Genomic DNA, 18,042 nt, shown 5'->3' with positions numbered 1-18,042 from the left:
ATTGACGCACTAGCGAAAGCCGCGACGCTCGCGGATCAGCGTGTAGGCGTTGTGCAGTTCACGGGTTCGCTCAGTCGCCTCGCGAACCTGCTGCGCGGTGGCACCGGCTCCGGCCTGCTTGTCCGGGTGGTGCTTGCTGAGCAACCGGCGATAGGCGCGCTTGATCGCCTGCGGTTCGCTGTCGGCGCGCACGCCCAGCAACCGCATGGCCTGCTCATAGGCACCGCCCAGGTTGGTTGGCGCGCCCTGGCGTCGGCCCCCACTGGGATCCAACGCCGCGATGGCCGCCGAATCCCAACCCATCCATTTGCCCCAGAGCATGATCAATTCATGCTCGCGCGCATCGATCGGCCCCTGTGCGCGCGCCATCCGCCAGCAAGCCTGGAGCACCGCCTTGGCCGCGTCATGCTGCCCCTGCAGGCGCTGCAGTGGTTCGCGCAGGCCGTCGCCGCTGGACTTGCCCCGGTAGAACGCATCGATGGCTGAACGCTGGGCCGCTGGGCTCAGCTGCAGCCGCTGCATCTCCCGGCGCGCGGCCTGAATGTGGGCCTCACTGATCCGACCGCCGCTCTTGGCCAGGCGCCCGAGGAGGAAAAACAGCAATTCCTCGCCGTGCATCAGCGCCTTGTTACCAGTCATGCGATCGCGCAACCTGGCCCAGGAATTCAACCCGAACCGGCGATCGAGCACCTGCCCGAGCAGCGCTCCAAGCAGAGCCCCCGGAATGCTCGCGATCAGCCAACCGGCCAGCGCACCCAACAGCGTAATGGGCCAGAACATTCAGCGTCGCGCCTCCAGGATTCGCTCGACCTCGGCCAGGCGTTCATGGGTACCGACGTCGACCCAGCGGCCGGTGTAATGCTCACCGCTGACCTGACCAGCGACCATCGCCCGACGTAGCAGCGGCGCCAGCTTGAACGCGCCGGCGGTGCAATCGGCGAACAAGCGCGGGTGCAGCACGGCGATGCCGCTATAGGTCAGCTTGGCTGGCGATGCCTCACCTTCCACGATGTTTCCCCCAACCAGCGCGAAGTCACCAGCCGGATGATGCGCCGGGTTATCCACCAGCACCAGGTGCGCGAGCCGCTCCGGCGGCAATGCCAGCGCAGCGAAGTCGTAGTCGGTCCAGATATCGCCGTTGACCACCGCAAATGGCTGATCGCCGAGCAGCGGCAGCGCACGATGAATGCCACCGCCCGTCTCGAGCGGCTCGCCCTCGGCCGAATAGCGGATGGATACACCGAACCGATTGCCAGTGCCCAGGTAGGCCTCGATCTGCTCGCCGAGCCAGGCGTGATTGATTACCAGCTCGGTGAAGCCGGCCTCGGCCAGAGCCCGAACGTGATATTCGATCAGCGGCGTGCCACCTGCCCGCACCAATGGCTTGGGCGTATGCAACGTCAGTGGCCGTAAGCGCTCGCCTTTGCCGGCGGCAAGAATCATCGCTTTCATAGCTGTACCTGCGTACGCGGCAGGCCTTGCAGTAACTCACTCAGTTCTGCCAGCTCAGGTCGGCGCGCCGCTACCGTTTCGATATACGTGAAGAACCGCGGCACGTCGGCCAGATAGCGCGGCTTGCCGTCGCGGTGGCAGATCCGCGCAAAGATGCCAATGACCTTTAAGTGCCGCTGCAGCCCCATCAGGTCGCTGGCGCGCTGAAACGCCTCGAAATCTGCCTGAACCGGGACGCCAGCGCTACGTGCGGCCTCCCAATAATTGCGCAGCCAACCTTGCACGCGCGCCTCGGGCCAACTGAGGAAGGCATCCTTGAACAGCGAGGTGATGTCATAGGTCACCGGACCGACGACCGCGTCCTGGAAATCCAGCACGCCCGGGTTCGGCTCGCTGAGCATCAGGTTACGCGGCATGTAATCGCGGTGCACCAGCACGCGCGGCTGCTCCAGTGCCGAGTCGATCAGCAACCGACAGATGCGCTCCCACACATCCAACTCATTCGTGCTGAAACGATGGCCCAGGTGGCGCTGCACGTACCATTCGGGAAACAGCTGAAGTTCGCGGCGCAGCAACGCCTCGTCATAGTTTGGCAGGGGCGTCGTTATCGGTGATGTCTGGAAGGCGAGCAGCGCTCGCATCGCGTCGGCGAACAGTTCATCGGCATTGGCTTCGTCGATGACGTCGAGGTACGTCTGGCGGCCCAGATCGCTCAACAGTAGGAAGCCCCGGTCCAGATCCTGCGCCAGAATCTCGGGCACGTTGACGCCTGCACTGGCCAACAGTGCGGCGACCTCAACAAACGGCCGACAGTTCTCCTGCGGCGGCGGGGCATCCATCACGATAAAGCTGCGCCCCGGCGCCTCCCAGCGAAAGTAGCGACGGAAACTGGCATCGCTGCTGGCAGGAACCAGTGACGCCTCGGGTACGTCACCCCAGCCACGACAGGCGAAAAGCTCGGTCAATCGAGGCTGTAGCCATGCCTTCAGTTCCTGCAGGCGTTGATCTTGTTGCGGCATATCAGTGCTCTCCACGGCGCTAGCCGATAGGCGGGTCATGCTTTATTATCCAGCATCTTTTTCAGCCCATCGAGAGGCGTGCGGCCCAGCCCGGCCGATGGCTCGCCGTAAGCACGGACCAAAAAACAAGATGGCAGTCAAATATCCCGCTTTTCGTAAAAAATTCCCCCTACTGGTTACTGGCGGCTTGCTCGCATTGCAACCTGTAGCGACTCCACTTGTTATCGCAGCCGAACAGTTTGCCTGTCAGCCCGGCCCCAATGGCAGCTGGAGTTGCGCATCTGATGCCGTCAGCCCCGATCTGCCACCGCGCCCCGTACATCGTGGCAGCGCGGCCAGCGACACGAGCGCCGCACAGCCTCGCACCAGCAAGGCCGAGCGCCAGGCAGCCACCACCAAGCTGGTCACCGAGAGCAAAGGTCGTGCACTCGCCTCGCGCAGTGCCGATTACAGCCACCTGGACTGGGTACCGCGTGATCAGCTGACCGATGCCCAGCTCGCAGAAACGGGCCCCTATTGCGCCGGCACCTACGTTGAGCCGAGCCGCCCCGGCCGGTTCGACGACACGCCGATGAGCGAGGCGCCGACGTATGTGTCGGCGAAAGCCACGCGCTACGAACAGCAACAAGAAATCGCGACACTGGCCGGTGATGTGGTATTGCGCCAGGGCAGCATCCAGGCCGAAGCCGATGAAGCCAGCCTCTATCAGCTGGAAAACCGCGGCGAGCTGAAAGGCAATGTTCGCCTGCGTGATCAGGGTGCCCTGATGGTTGGAGATCGCGCTGAGATATTCCTCGACACCGGCGAAGCCCAGGTCGAAAACGCCGAATACGTGGTCCATGAAGGCAGGGTCCGCGGCAGCGCGCTGTACGCCAAACGCACAGACGATGCCATCATCCGCCTCAAGGACGGGACGTACACCAGTTGCGAACCAGGCGAAAACAGCTGGCACCTGAGGGGCAATAACGTCACGTTGAATCCCGCCACCGGCTTCGGCTCGGCGACCAACGTGACGCTGCGGGTCAAGGACATTCCGGTGTTCTACACGCCCTATATCCATTTCCCGATCGATGACCGTCGCCAGTCCGGCTTTCTTGCGCCCAGCATCAGCTCCTCGAGCGATAGCGGGCTTTCGTTGGTCACGCCGTACTATTTCAACCTGGCGCCAAACTTCGACGCCACGCTCTACCCCAACTACATGTCCGATCGCGGCCTGCTGATGGAAGGCGAGTTCCGCTACCTGACTCGCAGCAGCGAAGGCCAGCTCGGCGCAGCCTATCTGGACGACAGCAACGATGATCGTGAGCTGCAATCCGAATACGAAGACCAGCGCTGGATGTACAGCTGGCAGCACCGGACCGGGTTGGACTCACGCCTGCTGGCTGAAATCGACTACACGGACATCAGCGATCCTTATTACTTCCAGGATCTGGATACCCAATTGGGCATCAGCCAGCCGGATCATCTTGATCAGCGCGGCACCCTGACCTGGCGCGGCGACAATTATACGGCGCGGCTGAACGTGCATGCTTACGAACGCGCTACCGTCGTTGATATCACGCCGTACGAGCGGCTACCGCAGCTGACGCTCAATGGTGCCCTGCCGTTCCAGCCGGGCGGTCTGCGTTTTGCCTATGACACTGAGTTCGTCAGCTTCCAGCGTAGTTTGCGCAGCGGCAATTTCATTAACGATGATGGCAACCCCGAGCGTTGGTATGACGATCGCCTGAGCGGCCTTACCCGCGCCGAAGGCGAGCGTCTGCACCTAGAGCCAGGTGTCAGCTTGCCGCTCAATTGGAGCTGGGGCTTCATCAAACCCTCATTAAAGTACGCATACACAAAATACGACCTGACGCTAGACAATACCGGGCGCGGCCAGGTGAGCGACTTCAACGACTCACCGGATCGCAGCGTGCCGATCTTCAGTGTCGACAGCGGCCTTTATTTCGATCGCGACACTCAATGGTTCGGCAAGGATTACCGTCAGAGCCTTGAACCCCGACTGTTCTATCTCTACGTACCAGAAGAAGATCAGGACGCCATTCCAATATTCGATACCGGCGAGAGCACCTTCAGTTATTCGTCGCTGTGGCGCGAAAACCGCTTCTCCGGCAAGGATCGTATCGGCGACGCTAATCAGATATCCCTCGGCGTGACCAATCGCTGGATCGAACCGAACGGGCTGGAGCGGCAGCGCTTTAGTATCGGCCAGGCTTTCTACTTCCGTGATCGCGAAGTGCAGCTACCTGGAATGACAGCCGCGGATCGCCCTGATACCCAGTCAGATGTATCTCCCTACGCGTTGGAGTACATGTACCGCTACAACCGCGATTGGCGCTTCACCTCCACCTTCAACTGGGACCCGGACGCAAGCCGGACGCGCTCCGGTAGCGCCATGTTTCACTACCAACCAGCGGACAATCCGCGAAAAATCGTCAATATCGGGTACCGATATCGCAACGATACGGTCCGTTTCGATCAGGCGACCGGCACTTGGAAATACGGGGGCGACTATGGCAACGAATTGCTTCCTAACGGAAACCCAAACCCGGACTTCATCAAGGACTACTACAAGATCAACCAGCACGACTTCTCCACCATCTGGCCAGTCGCGCCGCAGTGGAGCGTGATTGCGCGCTGGCAGCACGACTACAGCCGCAATCGTACGCTGGAGGCCTTCGGCGGCTTCGAGTACGACAGCTGCTGCTGGAAGCTGCGCCTGATCAACCGTTACTGGATCGACTACGACGAAACCAGTCTCAACCCATCGCAGAACGACGAGCCAGACAATGGCATCTTCCTGCAAATCGTCCTCAAGGGACTCGGCGGTGTGTTCGGCAGCGCCACCGAGGCATTCCTCGACGAAGGCATACAAGGCTACCGTGAACGTGAAGACCAAGCTTTCTGATTACCTGCGCCCGCTGGTGGCGGGCACCCTCCTACTGGGCTGCACGGCTATCGCCACGACTGCCTCAGCCCAGGTGCGCCCGCTCGACCGTATCGTCGCCATCGTCGACAACGACGTGATCATGCAGAGCCAGTTGGACCAGCGTCTTCGCGAAGTCGAGCAGACTATCGAGAAGCGCGGCGCCGAAATGCCACCGCAGGACGTCATGCAGCAACAGGTGCTGGAACGCTTGATCACCGAAAACCTCCAGTTGCAGATTGGCGATCGTTCGGGCATCCGCATCTCCGATGAAGAACTCAACCAGGCCATGGGGACCATTGCCCAGCGCAACAACATGACCCTGGACCAGTTCCGCGCGGCCCTGGAGCGAGATGGTCTGAGCCTGGAGACCGCTCGCGAGCAGATTCGCCGCGAGATGGTCATCAGTCGCGTACGCCAGCGCCGTATCGCCGAACGCATCCAGATATCCAATCAGGAAGTCGAAAACTTTCTGGCCTCCGACCTCGGCAAACTGCAGCTTTCCGAAGAGTACCGGCTGGCCAACATCCTGATTCCGGTTCCCGAATCGGCTAATTCGGCCACGATCCAGGCGGCCGAAGAAATGGCGATGGACACTTATCAACAACTCCAGCAGGGTGCAGATTTCGCCAGGCTGGCGGTGTCTCGCTCAGCCAGTGAAAACGCGCTGGAAGGCGGCGACATGGGGTGGCGTAAAGCCGCTCAGCTGCCGCCACCGTTCGACACCGAAGTCAGCACCATGGAGGTCGGTGACTTCACCCAGCCGGTGCGTACCCCGCCGGGCTTCATCATGCTCAAGGTGCTCGACAAGCGCGGCGGAGATACCCAGGTTCGCGACGAGATTCATGTCCGCCATATCCTGATCAAGCCCAGCCAGATACGTAGCGAAGAAGAAAGCCGACGCCTCGTCGAGCGCCTGCGCGAGCGTATTCTCGCGGGCGAGAGTTTCTCTGACCTGGCGAAAAATTTTTCCGAAGACCCGGGCTCCGCGCTCAACGGAGGCGACCTGAACTGGATCGACCCGAGTTCGCTGGTACCGGAATTCCGCGAAGTGATGGCCAACACCCCGAGCGGCCAGCTGTCCGAAGCCTTTAAAACCCCCTACGGCTGGCACATCCTCGAAGTCCTTGGACGCCGTGCGACGGACGCCAGCGAAGAGTTTCGCGAGCAACAGGCGCTCAACTTGCTGCGCAACCGTAAATATGAAGAAGAGCTGCAAGCTTGGCTGCGTCAGATACGCGACGAAGCCTATGTGGAAATCAAGCTCTAAGCGGGAAATTAGCGTGGTGACTGGCTTCAGCTTGCTGCTTCTAGCCTGAAGCTCACCGCTGCTCTCGATGTGCAGTGGGTCATGCGATCTACCAAGAATTGTAGAGCGGGAATAACCCGCTCTACGATTCCAGATCCGCTCGACAAGGCTGCATCCACCCCACGTCAGCGCGGCGTTTTCGTTCGGCCTCTGCGCGTTTGCCATCTTTTAGCCTTTGGCTCCCGCTGTACTTGTCGCTTGCGGCTTGCAGCTGCCCTTCGCTTGCCGCTCTACCCGCTGGAGGCCTTATGTCCCTTCCCTTCGCCCTGACACCTGGAGAGCCGGCCGGCATCGGTCCAGATCTTTGCCTGCTGCTGGCTCGCGAAGCCCAACCCCGGGCGCTGGTAGCCATCGCCAGCCGTGCGCTGCTGGCCGAACGCGCCGAACAGTTGGGACTGGCCATGGCCCTTCTCGATGTCGGCCCAGGCGCCTGGCCAGCCGCACCAGCACCACCCAACAGTCTATATGTCTGGGATACGCCGCTTCAGGCACCAGTAGCTGCGGGTCAGCTGAACCCACACAACGGCCACTACGTGCTGGACACACTGACGCGGGCTGGTCAGGGCTGCAGCGATGGCGTCTTCGCAGGCATGATCACCGCGCCGGTGCACAAGGGTGTGATCAACGAAGCGGGGATTCCTTTCTCTGGTCACACCGAATTCCTCGCCGAGCTGACCAGCACCGAGCAAGTGGTGATGATGCTCGCGACTCGAGGCCTGCGTGTAGCGCTGGTCACCACGCATCTGCCGCTCAAGGATGTCGCGGCGGCGATTACCTCCGAGCGGCTGGAACGTGTCGCCCGCATCCTGCATGCCGATCTGGTCGGCAAGTTCGGCATTGCGCAGCCGCGTATTCTGGTCTGCGGGCTCAACCCTCATGCTGGCGAGAGCGGGCATCTGGGCCGCGAGGAAATCGAAATCATCGAACCGACCCTGCGGCGCTTGCGCGGCGAAGGCCTGAATCTAATCGGCCCGCTGCCGGCCGACACCCTGTTCACACCCAAGCACCTCGACACCTGCGATGCGGTGCTGGCGATGTACCACGACCAAGGTTTGCCGGTACTCAAGTACAAAGGCTTCGGCGCAGCCGTCAACGTGACCCTGGGCCTACCGATCGTGCGCACGTCGGTCGACCATGGCACCGCATTGGACCTCGCGGGCACAGGGCGAATCGATACCGGTAGCCTGCAGGTAGCGCTGGAAACGGCCTATCAGATGGCCGGCCCGAGCTGAGGTGGAAGCTGGAAGCTGGAAGCTGGAAGCTGGAAGCTGGAAGCTGGAAGCTACTTTAGTGTGGCATTTGTCTTTAACTTGCCTCGCGGCCTGTGTCCTGGCTTCACAGCACGGAACACGCGTTTCCACTCTACCGAGCAGTATTTGGCGAATGTAAAAGCCCACTCTGCTCGTTAAGGGCTAGAGACTGTTCGGAATGTTCGCGCAGACGCCCCTGAATCACCCCGCGTCCCTTTCCAACCTCCAGCGCCGTTATCGTCTCTCCGTTCTTACAGCCTGCTAAAATGCGCGCCTTATCCGCTTCCAGCTTCAAGCTTCTAGCTTCTAGCTGCTCCCTGGAGCTTTCGATGTCCGACTACCAACACCGCGCGCGCAAGCGTTTCGGCCAGAATTTCCTCCATGACGCTGGCGTGATTCATCGCATCCTACGCTCCATCCATGCCAAGCCGGGCGAGCGAATCGTCGAGATCGGACCGGGCCAAGGCGCCCTGACCGAGGGCCTGCTGGACAGCGGTGCGCAGCTGGACGTGGTTGAGCTCGATCTGGACCTGATTCCCATCCTTCAACAAAAATTCGCCGACCGAGACAACTTCGCGCTCAACCAAGGCGATGCGCTGAAGTTCGACTTCGCTCAATTGAGCCAAGAGCCCAGCAGCCTGCGCATCGTCGGCAACCTGCCGTACAACATTTCCACGCCACTGATCTTCCATCTGCTCGACCACGCCGGGCTGATCCGTGACATGCATTTCATGCTGCAGAAGGAAGTGGTCGAGCGGCTCGCCGCGCAGCCAGGCGGCGGAGACTGGGGGCGCCTGTCGATCATGGTGCAGTATCACTGCCGCGTGGAGCATCTGTTCAATGTGGGGCCAGGCGCCTTCAATCCGGCACCCAAGGTCGAGTCGGCCATCGTGCGCCTGGTCCCGCACGAGGTGCTGCCGCATCCGGCGCGCGACCATCGCCAGTTGGAAATCGTCGTCCGTCAGGCTTTCAATCAGCGCCGCAAGACGCTGCGCAACACGCTCAAAGGTCTGCTCGACGCGGACGAAATCGCCGCAGCCGATGTCGACGGCAGCTTGCGCCCGGAACAGTTGGATCTGGCCGCGTTCGTCAGATTGTCAGATCAACTTTCCGCCCGTAGCAGCACCCGCGCCTGAAGGCGAAGCCCACCCGCAGGAGTCCCCATGTCCGAAGACCTCCGCTACTGGTTCGACGTCAGTGTCAGCCCGACCTACCTGGCCGACCAATCGCAGCCGGAACAAAACCGTTATGCCTTTGCCTACAGGGTAACGATCGAAAACAAGGGCCAGCTGACTGCGCAACTACTGTCTCGCCACTGGATCATCACCGATGGAGATGGACAAGTGCAGGAGGTACGCGGCGCCGGAGTGGTCGGCGAGCAGCCGGTGATCGCGCCGGGCCAACGTCACGTCTATACCAGCGGCACGCTGATGACGTCCCGTGTCGGCACGATGCAGGGCAGCTATCAGATGCTGGCCGAAGATGGACACCGCTTCGAAGCCGCGATCGCGCCTTTCCGGCTGGCCGTACCCGGAGCTCTGCATTGACTACCTATGCTGTCGGCGACCTGCAAGGTTGCCTCAAACCTCTTCAATGCCTGCTGCAGCGGGTCGATTTTAGCCCCTCACGCGATTGCCTGTGGCTCGCCGGAGATTTGGTCAACCGTGGTCCACAGTCGCTCGAGGCGCTGCGTTTCGTGCGCGACTTGGGCACCTCGGGCGTTACGGTGCTGGGCAACCACGATCTGCATCTGGTAGCCGTTGCGCACAATATCGAGCGGCTGAAAAGATCCGATACGCTCAAACCCATCCTCGACGCACCTGATCGAGCGGACCTGATCCACTGGCTGCGCCAGCAGAAATTGATCCATCACGACGCCGAACGAGAGACGACCATGGTCCACGCCGGCATACCACCCCAATGGACGCTGGCCAAGGCGCTTCGGCGCGCAGCGGAAGTGGAGCAGGCACTGCGTGACGACGCCCTGCTGCCGCCCTTTCTCGACGGCATGTATGGCAACCAGCCGGCCAAGTGGAACAAAGAGTTGCAAGGCGTGCCGCGGCTGCGCCTGATCACCAACTACTTCACCCGCATGCGGTTCTGCAAGGCCGACGGCACGCTGGAGCTGCAGGCCAAGGACGGGTTGGATTCGGCGCCGCCGGGCTTCGAACCCTGGTTCAGCCACTCCAACCGCAAGACCCGCGGCTGCAAGATTATCTTCGGCCATTGGGCGGCGCTGGAGGGCCACTGCGACGAGCCCAACGTCTATGCGTTGGATACCGGCTGCGTATGGGGCAACACCATGACCCTGATGAACGTCGACAGCAACGAACTGCACCACTGCGACTGCGAGGCAAAACCATGACCGACTTCAAACGCATCTCTCCCGAGCAAGCCCAGACGCTGCGCAGCGAGGGCGGTGTGATCGTCGATATTCGCGATCCACACAGCTACGCCAACGGTCATATCACCGGCTCGACACATCTCGACAATCAATCCCTGCCCGACTTCATTGCGGCGGCGGACTTGGATCACCCGCTCATCGTCACTTGCTACCACGGCCACTCCAGTCAGAGTGCTGCGGCCTACCTCGTCAACCAGGGCTTTTCCGACGTCTATAGCCTCGATGGCGGCTTCGAGCTGTGGCGGCAGACATTCCCTCAGGAGGTCGAACAAGGCGATCCGCTGTAAAAAATATCTCGCTGTTACGCCGCGTATCACGCGGCCTTGCGCTGATCGTCCGACGAAACGCAGCGGTTATTGCCCTTCTCCTCCCTTGAATTTGCTGAATCCGAACTATCCTTCAGTTAAGGCCATCCAAACAGGTGGAAGCCATTTACCGGCTACCGGGCCTCAGGTTTTAACCATTAGGTGTTCGGGGGAACTCCACAGGCCGATCAGTCGGCCGCACCTGAATGCCTGATGACAACACCGGCTCCGAGCATCGTCCGAGGTGAAGTCATGAGCATTTTCAGCCATTTCCAGCAACGATTCGAAGCAACCCGCCAGGAAGAGTATTCGCTTCAGGAGTACCTCGATCTGTGCAAGGAAGACCGGGGCACCTACGCCACTGCAGCCGAACGCCTATTGATGGCAATCGGTGAACCCGAGCTGATCGACACCTCGACCGACTCACGCCTTTCACGGATTTTTTCCAACAAGGTGATCCGCCGCTACCCCGCCTTCGAAGATTTTCATGGCATGGAAGACTGCATCGATCAGATCGTCTCCTACTTCCGCCATGCCGCGCAGGGGCTTGAGGAAAAGAAGCAGATCCTTTACCTGCTCGGCCCGGTGGGCGGCGGCAAATCGTCGCTCGCCGAAAAGCTCAAGCAGCTGATGGAAAAGGTGCCCTTCTACGCTATCAAGGGCTCGCCGGTTTTCGAGTCGCCGTTGGGCTTGTTCAACCCGGCCGAGGACGCGCAGATCCTCGAAGAAGACTATGGCATCCCACGCCGCTATCTGAACTCAATCATGTCGCCCTGGGCCACCAAGCGCCTGCAGGAATTCGGCGGCGACATTAGCCAGTTTCGGGTGGTCAAGCTGTACCCCTCTATCCTCAATCAGATCGCCATTGCCAAGACCGAACCAGGCGATGAGAACAACCAGGACATCTCAGCTCTGGTCGGTAAAGTGGATATCCGCAAGCTCGAAGAATTTCCACAGAACGACGCCGACGCCTACAGCTACTCCGGCGCACTCTGCCGCGCCAACCAGGGCATGATGGAATTCGTCGAGATGTTCAAGGCACCGATCAAGGTGCTGCACCCGCTGCTGACCGCTACCCAGGAAGGCAACTACAACAGCACCGAAGGCCTCGGCGCGATTCCCTACAACGGCATCCTGCTGGCCCACTCCAACGAGTCGGAGTGGCACACCTTCCGCAACAACAAGAACAACGAAGCCTTCATCGACCGCATCTACATCGTCAAGGTGCCGTACTGCCTGCGGGTTACTGATGAGATCAAGATTTACGACAAACTCCTGTTCAACAGCTCGCTGTCCAAGGCCCACTGCGCCCCTGATACGCTGAAGATGCTGGCGCAGTTCTCCGTGTTGAGCCGCCTGAAGGAGCCGGAAAACTCCAATATCTACTCGAAGATGCGCGTCTATGACGGCGAGAACCTGAAGGACACCGATCCGAAGGCCAAATCGATCCAGGAATACCGTGACACCGCTGGGGTCGACGAAGGCATGAATGGCCTCTCGACTCGCTTCGCCTTCAAGATCTTGTCCAAGGTGTTCAACTTCGATCCGCACGAAATCGCCGCAAACCCGGTACATCTGCTCTATGTGCTGGAGCAACAGATCGAACAGGAGCAGTTCCCGGCCGAGGTGCGCGAGCGTTACTTGCGCTTCATCAAGGAGTATCTGGCGCCGCGCTACGTCGACTTCATCGGCAAGGAAATCCAGACCGCCTATCTCGAGTCTTACAGCGAGTACGGTCAGAACATCTTCGACCGCTACGTGCTCTACGCAGACTTCTGGATTCAGGATCAGGAATATCGCGATCCGGAAACCGGCGAAATCCTCAATCGCATGGCGCTGAACGAGGAGCTGGAGAAGATCGAGAAACCCGCCGGCATCAGCAACCCGAAGGATTTCCGCAACGAGATCGTCAACTTCGTCTTGCGCGCTCGGGCCAACAACAACGGTAAGAATCCGAGCTGGCTCAGCTACGAGAAGCTGCGCGTGGTGATCGAGAAGAAAATGTTCTCCAACACCGAAGATTTGCTACCGGTCATCAGCTTCAATGCCAAAGCCAGCAAGGAAGATCAGAAGAAGCACAACGACTTCGTCGTGCGCATGGTCGAGCGAGGCTATACGGAGAAACAGGTTCGCCTGCTTTCGGAATGGTATCTGCGGGTACGGAAATCACAGTAAAAGCAGCTGAGAGCTTGAAGCTGGAAGTCGAAGCAGCACTTCCAGCTTCGGGCTTACGACTTCCAGCTCGACCCGGAGGGCTCGTATGAGCTATGTGATCGACCGTCGCCTGAACGGCAAGAACAAGAGCACGGTAAACCGCCAGCGATTCCTGCAGCGATACCGTGGGCATATCAAGAAAGCTGTCGAAGAGGCTGTGGGACGCCGTTCCATCACCGATATGGAGCACGGCGAACAAATCAGCATTCCCGGTCGCGATATCGACGAGCCGATCCTGCATCACGGACGCGGTGGTCGGCAGACCATCGTGCATCCGGGCAACAAGGAGTTCATTGCTGGTGAGCGTATTCCTCGACCGCAGGGCGGTGGCGGGGGCCAGGGCGCAGGCAAGGCCAGCAATAACGGCGAAGGCATGGACGACTTCGTTTTTCAGATCACTCAGGAAGAGTTTCTCGACTTCATGTTCGAGGACCTCGAACTACCCAATCTGGTCAAGCGTCACCTGACCGGCACCGACACCTTCAAGACGGTGCGCGCCGGCATCAGCAACGAGGGCAACCCGTCACGCATCAACATCGTCCGCACGCTGCGCTCAGCGCATGCGCGTCGCATCGCCCTGTCCGGCAGCAGCCGCGCAAAATTGCGTGAGGTAAAAGCCGAGCTGGCTCGATTGAAGCTAGAGGAGCCTGCCAACTTCACCGATATCCAGGCCGCCGAAGAGGAGATCGAGCGACTCAGCGCGCGCATCCATCGCGTGCCCTTCCTCGACACCTTCGACCTCAAGTACAACCTGCTGGTCAAGCATCCCAACCCTAGCTCCAAAGCAGTCATGTTCTGCCTGATGGACGTCTCCGGCTCCATGACCCAGGCGACCAAGGACATCGCCAAACGCTTCTTCATCCTCTTGTACCTGTTCCTAAAGCGAAACTACGACAAGATCGATGTGGTGTTCATCCGCCATCACACCAGCGCCAAGGAGGTTGATGAAGAGGAGTTCTTCTATTCGCGGGAAACCGGCGGCACCATCGTCTCCAGTGCGTTGAAAATGATGCAGGAGATCATGGCCGAGCGTTACCCGGCCAACGAATGGAACATCTATGCGGCGCAGGCTTCGGACGGCGACAACTGGAATGATGATTCACCGATTTGCCGGGACATCCTGATCAACCAGATCATGCCGTTCGTCCAATACTTCACCTACGTCGAGATCACGCCACGCGAACATCAGGCGCTGTGGTACGAGTACAACCAGGTGGCCGAAGCCTTCGGCGACTCGTTCGCCCAACAGCAACTGGTGACCGCAGGCGACATCTATCCGGTGTTCCGCGAACTCTTCCAGCGGCGCATGGCTAGCTGAGGTACGCAGCATGAAACGACAGCCCATATCCACCGGCTCGGAATGGACCTTCGACCTGATCCGTACCTACGACCGCGAGATTGGACGTATCGCCGAGCGCTATGCGCTGGATACCTACCCGAACCAGATCGAAGTCATCACCGCCGAGCAGATGATGGACGCCTACGCCTCGGTGGGCATGCCGCTGGGCTATCACCACTGGTCCTACGGCAAGCATTTCCTCAGCACGGAAAAATCCTATACGCGCGGCCAGATGGGGCTGGCCTACGAGATCGTGATCAACTCGGACCCCTGCATCGCCTATCTGATGGAAGAAAACACCATCACCATGCAGGCCTTGGTGATCGCCCACGCCAGCTACGGTCACAACAGCTTTTTCAAGGGCAATTACCTGTTCCGCACCTGGACCGATGCCAGCTCGATCATCGACTACCTCGTGTTCGCCAAGCAGTACATCACCCAATGCGAGGAACGCCACGGCATCGACGCGGTGGAAGATTTGCTCGATTCCTGCCATGCCCTGATGAATTACGGCGTCGACCGTTACAAGCGCCCCTACCCCATCTCCGCCGAAGAGGAACGGCGTCGCCAGAAGGACCGCGAAGAGCATCTGCAAAAGCAGATCAACGACCTCTGGCGGACCATTCCCAAATTCGGCGAGAAGGACGACGAGCGCCAACGTGACCAGCGTTTCCCGGCCGAACCGCAGGAGAACATTCTTTATTTCATCGAGAAGCACGCGCCTCTGCTGGAGCCCTGGCAGCGCGAGGTGGTTCGTATCGTGCGCAAGATCGCGCAGTACTTCTATCCGCAGCGCCAGACTCAGGTGATGAACGAAGGCTGGGCGACCTTCTGGCACTACACCTTGCTTAACGACCTCTACGACGAGGGTCTGGTGACCGACGGTTTCATGATGGAGTTTCTGCAGTCGCACACCAGCGTGATCTATCAACCCGGCTTCGACAGTCCGTATTACAGCGGCATCAACCCCTACACGCTTGGGTTCGCCATGTATCAGGACATCCGCCGGATCTGTGAGAACCCTACCGAGGAAGACAAGCGCTGGTTCCCGGATATTGCCGGCAGCGACTGGCTGACCACGGTGAAGTTCGCCATGAACAACTTCAAGGACGAGAGCTTCATCCTACAATTTCTCTCGCCGAAGGTGATCCGCGATCTCAAGTTGTTCAGCATCCTCGACGACGATCAGAAAGACGAGCTACTGGTCCCGGCCATCCATGACGAAAGCGGCTATCACACCATTCGCGAATTGCTGGCCGCACAATACAACCTCGGCAATCGCGAGCCTAACGTGCAGGTGTGGAGCGTCGATCGTCGCGGCGATCGCTCACTGACCCTGCGCCATCAGCAACACGACCGCAAACCGCTGGGTGGCTCAACCGACGAGATACTCAAACACCTGCATCGGCTCTGGGGCTTCGATGTTCACTTACACTCAATGCAGGACGACAAGCTCGTCACCACGCACCACATGCCGCCCCGGGTCGAACCGGAGGCCGACAGCAGGTTTCCTGGCATGAACTGACCGCAAGGCCGTGGAGGCTGGACAAGCTTGAATCCGGCCTCCAGCGCTTTTTCCGGCCTCACCGCCGTTATCCTTTATCCTCCGCTCAAAGGAGGACTACATGCAGATCTACAAAGTCGGTGGTGCGGTGCGTGATCGTTTACTGGGGCGTCCGGTAACCGAGGTGGATTGGGTGGTGGTCGGCTCCAGCGCCGAGGAAATGCAGGCCAAGGGCTTTCGCCCGGTGGGCGCGGACTTCCCGGTTTTCCTTCATCCGGCTACCGGCGAGGAATATGCGCTGGCCCGCACCGAGCGCAAGAGCGGCCGGGGCTACGGCGGTTTCACCTTTTATGCGAGCCCCGACGTCACGCTGGAAGAAGACCTGACCCGCCGGGACCTGACCATCAACGCCATGGCCGAGGATGAGCAGGGCCAGCTGATCGACCCCTACGGCGGCCAGTCGGATCTGGCGGCGCGTCAACTCCGGCATGTATCTTCTGCTTTTGCCGAAGACCCGTTGAGGGTGCTACGTGTGGCCCGCTTTGCAGCGCGCTATGCCGATCTCGGCTTCAGCGTTGCCACCGAAACGCAAGCATTGATGCGCCAGCTTGCCGAATCGGGTGAACTCCAAGCGTTGACGCCGGAGCGTAGCTGGAAAGAGATTTCGCGCGCCTTGATGGAGCCTCGCCCTGACGTGTTCGTGCAAGTGCTGCATGAATGCGGCGCGCTGAAGGAGCTTTTTCCGGAGATCGAGCAGCTGTTCAACGAGCCGCAACCGGACACTCAGGCTACCGCCAGCGAACATCTGCTCAGGGTGATGCGCCAATGTGCAATCGAGCAGCAACCGCTACCGGTGCGCTGGGCTTGTTTGCTACAGCAGCTGGGGCTGCCGGCTGAGCCGAGTGATGCGGTATCGGCACCCTGCAAACAGGAGTTGCAGCGAATCGAAGCCGTCAATGGCCGTTTCAAGGTGCCGCGAGATTGCCAGGAACTGGCCATGCTGGCGGGTGAGTTTCTCGGCTTCAGTCACGCTGCGATGTCGCTGCCGGCGCCCACGCTGTTCGAACTGCTGCAGCACTTCGACATCTACCGACGGCCAGAGCGTTTCGAGCTGTTCCTCGCCGCCTGCGAAATGGACGCCCGGGCCCGCACTGATTTCGAGACTCGCAGCTATCCCCAGGCCGATTACTTGCGTGGCGCCGCCGAGTCCGCCCGGGCGGTGCAGGTGAAGCCATTGATCGAGCGGGGCTACAAAGGCGCAGAGCTGGGCGAGGCACTCAAGCTCGAACGGCTGGAAGCGGTCCGGCAGTATTGCCGCCGCCACGGTCACGCCCACTGACTTATCCACAAGCGCAGATGGCGTGATTGCCAGAAGGCGCAAGCACGATCAGGGAGCAGCGCAGGCCTGCAGCAGGGGGAGCGGCGTCAGCTCCATGCCTTTCCATTGAAAAGCCACAGGCCAGAGTTGCTGATCGATCGTCGAATCGCGCCAAAGCTCGGAGAAACTGCGCTCTGCGACTGGATGCCGAACATCCGGCGCCAGCAGTGACAACGGCCAGAGCACGAAGGCATTTTTCAACGTCTCCGGACGCGGCAACTCCAGCCCATGGAAATTGCCCACCAGATCGCCAAACATCAGCACATCGATATCCAGCGGCAGGCCTTTGCGATCCGGCGCGTAGCGACCATTGTCCGCCTCGATGAACTTGAGCCGACGATCCAGCTCCATCAGCGGCAATTCGGTGATCCCGGAAACGACCAGGTTGTAGAAATTGTCGCCCTTGTAACCCACCGCCAAGCTTTCGAAGACAGGCGAACAGCGCATGTCGCCAAGCAACTGCTCCAACGCATCGAGACCGGCGGTCAGGTTATGTTCACGCCTGTTGTTGCTGCCCAGCCCGAGCAGTACGCGAGTCAGCGGCATCCGCGTTCGATCTCCACACCCAACGCCGAAGCGCGCGTATTGACGCCCAGTTTGGTGACCCGCAGCCTCAGCCAGGGAATACCGAACTGGCTCATCAGGCTGGCAGCCAGCCGCTCGGCGAAGGTTTCGACCAGCTCGAAGCGAGAAGCCTGTGCGAAGCGATCGATGGCCGCGGTCACTTCGGCGTAATCCAGCGCCTTGTCCAGCTCGTCATTCTCTGCGGCAGGGCGAATGTCCCAGCCGAGCGTCAGATCCAGACGCAAGCACTGCCGAATGCCGCGCTCCCAATCGTAGGCGCCGATCAGCGTGTCCACTTCCAGCCCCTCGATGAAAACTGTATCCACGCAACTCTCTCCCACCGCACGACAATTCCTGTACGCGCCGTTAGACTCAGGA

16 protein-coding genes are annotated in these 18,042 nt (G+C 60.2%); 11 read left to right on the top strand and 5 right to left on the bottom strand.

Annotated features, from left to right (window positions below; all coding sequences use genetic code 11):
- Nucleotides 1-9 precede the first annotated feature (9 nt).
- From E0D86_RS20285 to E0D86_RS20275, 3 genes are read right to left on the bottom strand one after another with little or no spacing between them, the layout of a single operon-like run.
- On the bottom strand, nucleotides 10-780 hold the full coding sequence (locus E0D86_RS20285; RefSeq protein WP_131651838.1) for a DnaJ domain-containing protein: 771 nt from the start codon (nucleotides 778-780) through the stop codon (nucleotides 10-12).
- Nucleotides 781-1,452 carry an N-acetylmuramate alpha-1-phosphate uridylyltransferase MurU gene (murU, locus tag E0D86_RS20280; protein ID WP_131651837.1) on the bottom strand — a complete coding sequence of 224 codons (672 nt, stop codon included), beginning with the start codon at nucleotides 1,450-1,452 and terminating at the stop codon, nucleotides 781-783. It lies immediately after the preceding gene.
- Nucleotides 1,449-2,471, bottom strand: coding sequence for an aminoglycoside phosphotransferase family protein (locus E0D86_RS20275; protein WP_131651836.1), 1,023 nt, complete (start codon nucleotides 2,469-2,471; stop codon nucleotides 1,449-1,451). Before E0D86_RS20275 ends, murU begins: the two co-directional genes overlap by 4 nt.
- 130 nt (nucleotides 2,472-2,601) lie before the next feature.
- Here E0D86_RS20275 and E0D86_RS20270 point away from each other — a divergent pair, with 130 nt between their 5' ends.
- The 11 genes from E0D86_RS20270 to E0D86_RS20220 all read left to right on the top strand — a co-directional run bounded on the left by E0D86_RS20270 (nucleotide 2,602) and on the right by E0D86_RS20220 (nucleotide 17,061).
- Nucleotides 2,602-5,379 carry an LPS-assembly protein LptD gene (locus E0D86_RS20270; protein WP_131651835.1) on the top strand — a complete coding sequence of 926 codons (2,778 nt, stop codon included), beginning with the start codon at nucleotides 2,602-2,604 and terminating at the stop codon, nucleotides 5,377-5,379.
- Nucleotides 5,360-6,667 carry a peptidylprolyl isomerase gene (locus tag E0D86_RS20265; RefSeq protein WP_131651834.1) on the top strand — a complete coding sequence of 436 codons (1,308 nt, stop codon included), beginning with the start codon at nucleotides 5,360-5,362 and terminating at the stop codon, nucleotides 6,665-6,667. The genes E0D86_RS20270 and E0D86_RS20265 overlap by 20 nt, the downstream gene beginning before the upstream one ends.
- A gap of 287 nt (nucleotides 6,668-6,954) precedes the next feature.
- Nucleotides 6,955-7,938: a 4-hydroxythreonine-4-phosphate dehydrogenase PdxA gene (pdxA, locus tag E0D86_RS20260; protein ID WP_131651833.1), complete on the top strand. Its 984-nt coding sequence runs from the start codon at nucleotides 6,955-6,957 to the stop codon at nucleotides 7,936-7,938.
- 347 nt (nucleotides 7,939-8,285) lie between these two features.
- Entirely contained in the window at nucleotides 8,286-9,092 is an 807-nt protein-coding gene (rsmA, locus tag E0D86_RS20255) for a 16S rRNA (adenine(1518)-N(6)/adenine(1519)-N(6))-dimethyltransferase RsmA (RefSeq protein ID WP_131651832.1), read from the top strand.
- 27 nt (nucleotides 9,093-9,119) lie between these two features.
- The gene (gene apaG, locus E0D86_RS20250) at nucleotides 9,120-9,503 is read left to right on the top strand and encodes a Co2+/Mg2+ efflux protein ApaG (RefSeq protein ID WP_131651831.1); all 384 of its coding nucleotides are present in this window, start codon (nucleotides 9,120-9,122) and stop codon (nucleotides 9,501-9,503) included.
- On the top strand, nucleotides 9,500-10,321 hold the full coding sequence (locus E0D86_RS20245) for a symmetrical bis(5'-nucleosyl)-tetraphosphatase (protein ID WP_131651830.1): 822 nt from the start codon (nucleotides 9,500-9,502) through the stop codon (nucleotides 10,319-10,321). The genes apaG and E0D86_RS20245 overlap by 4 nt, the downstream gene beginning before the upstream one ends.
- Nucleotides 10,318-10,647, top strand: coding sequence for a thiosulfate sulfurtransferase GlpE (glpE, locus tag E0D86_RS20240; RefSeq protein ID WP_131651829.1), 330 nt, complete (start codon nucleotides 10,318-10,320; stop codon nucleotides 10,645-10,647). The genes E0D86_RS20245 and glpE overlap by 4 nt, the downstream gene beginning before the upstream one ends.
- Nucleotides 10,648-10,917: 270 nt before the next feature.
- Nucleotides 10,918-12,840 carry a PrkA family serine protein kinase gene (locus tag E0D86_RS20235; protein ID WP_131651828.1) on the top strand — a complete coding sequence of 641 codons (1,923 nt, stop codon included), beginning with the start codon at nucleotides 10,918-10,920 and terminating at the stop codon, nucleotides 12,838-12,840.
- An 85-nt stretch (nucleotides 12,841-12,925) separates the two neighbouring features.
- The gene (locus tag E0D86_RS20230) at nucleotides 12,926-14,197 is read left to right on the top strand and encodes a YeaH/YhbH family protein (RefSeq protein ID WP_131651827.1); all 1,272 of its coding nucleotides are present in this window, start codon (nucleotides 12,926-12,928) and stop codon (nucleotides 14,195-14,197) included.
- A gap of 10 nt (nucleotides 14,198-14,207) precedes the next feature.
- Complete coding sequence (locus E0D86_RS20225) at nucleotides 14,208-15,743, top strand: SpoVR family protein (RefSeq protein WP_131651826.1); 1,536 nt, start codon at nucleotides 14,208-14,210, stop codon at nucleotides 15,741-15,743.
- Between the two features lie 100 nt (nucleotides 15,744-15,843).
- The gene (locus tag E0D86_RS20220; RefSeq protein ID WP_131651825.1) at nucleotides 15,844-17,061 is read left to right on the top strand and encodes a multifunctional CCA addition/repair protein; all 1,218 of its coding nucleotides are present in this window, start codon (nucleotides 15,844-15,846) and stop codon (nucleotides 17,059-17,061) included.
- Between the two features lie 48 nt (nucleotides 17,062-17,109).
- On the opposite strand, the gene folK is transcribed toward E0D86_RS20220, so the two are convergent.
- Together folK and folB are read right to left on the bottom strand one after the other, a co-directional pair.
- Nucleotides 17,110-17,646: a 2-amino-4-hydroxy-6-hydroxymethyldihydropteridine diphosphokinase gene (gene folK / locus E0D86_RS20215; RefSeq protein ID WP_131651824.1), complete on the bottom strand. Its 537-nt coding sequence runs from the start codon at nucleotides 17,644-17,646 to the stop codon at nucleotides 17,110-17,112.
- A complete protein-coding gene (folB, locus tag E0D86_RS20210; RefSeq protein WP_131651823.1) occupies nucleotides 17,637-17,990 on the bottom strand; it encodes a dihydroneopterin aldolase in 354 nt (117 codons plus the stop codon). The genes folK and folB overlap by 10 nt, the downstream gene beginning before the upstream one ends.
- Nucleotides 17,991-18,042 lie beyond the last annotated feature (52 nt).

This window comes from Pseudomonas sp. IC_126 (assembly GCF_004331835.1).
GTDB lineage: Bacteria > Pseudomonadota > Gammaproteobacteria > Pseudomonadales > Pseudomonadaceae > Stutzerimonas.
Note: the sequence above shows the minus strand (reverse complement) of the source record. Positions and strands in the feature narration are given on the sequence as shown.